The sequence below is a fragment of the Caballeronia sp. GACF4 genome (assembly GCF_023631025.1).
Taxonomy (GTDB): domain Bacteria; phylum Pseudomonadota; class Gammaproteobacteria; order Burkholderiales; family Burkholderiaceae; genus Caballeronia.
This window is the reverse complement of record NZ_JALQDW010000059.1, coordinates 1-629: the sequence shown is the minus strand read 5'-3', so window position 1 is coordinate 629 and position 629 is coordinate 1. Positions and strand designations below refer to the sequence as shown.

The 629-nt window shown below is 73.3% G+C and carries 1 protein-coding gene; it reads right to left on the bottom strand.

The features are described from left to right. The coding region (locus NCR40_RS31410; RefSeq protein ID WP_284507929.1) for a hypothetical protein at positions 1-629 on the bottom strand (629 nt) is incomplete at both ends.

Below are 629 nucleotides of genomic sequence, written 5' to 3'. Positions count from 1 at the left end.
GGCGGTCACGGTAACGGTGGCGGCAACGGCAGCAGCGGTGGTCACGGTGACGGCGGCCATGGCGACGGCGGTCACGGTAACGGTGGCGGCAACGGCAGCAGCGGTGGTCACGGTGACGGCGGCCATGGCGACGGCGGTCACGGCGATGGCGGTCACGGCGATGGCGGTCACGGCGACGGTGGTCATGGCGACGGTGGTCACGGCGACGGCGGTCACGGCGACGGCGGTCACGGCGACGGCGGTCACGGTAACGGTGGCGGCAACGGCAGCAGCGGCGGTCACGGTGATGGCGGTCATGGCGACGGCGGACATGGCGATGGTGGCCACGGCGACGGCGGCCACGGTAACGGCGGTGGCAACGGCAGCAGCGGCGGTCACGGTGATGGCGGTCACGGCGACGGCGGTCATGGCAACGGCGGCGGCAACGGCAGCACCGGCGGTCATGGCAATGGCGGCGGCGATGGTGGTGGCCACGGTGATGGCGGCCACGGTAACGGCGGTGGCAACGGCAGCACCGGCGGTCATGGCAATGGCGGCGGCGATGGTGGTGGCCACGGCGACGGCGGTCATGGCAACGGCGGCGGCAACGGCAGCACCGGCGGTCATGGCAATGGCGGCGGCGATGGTGG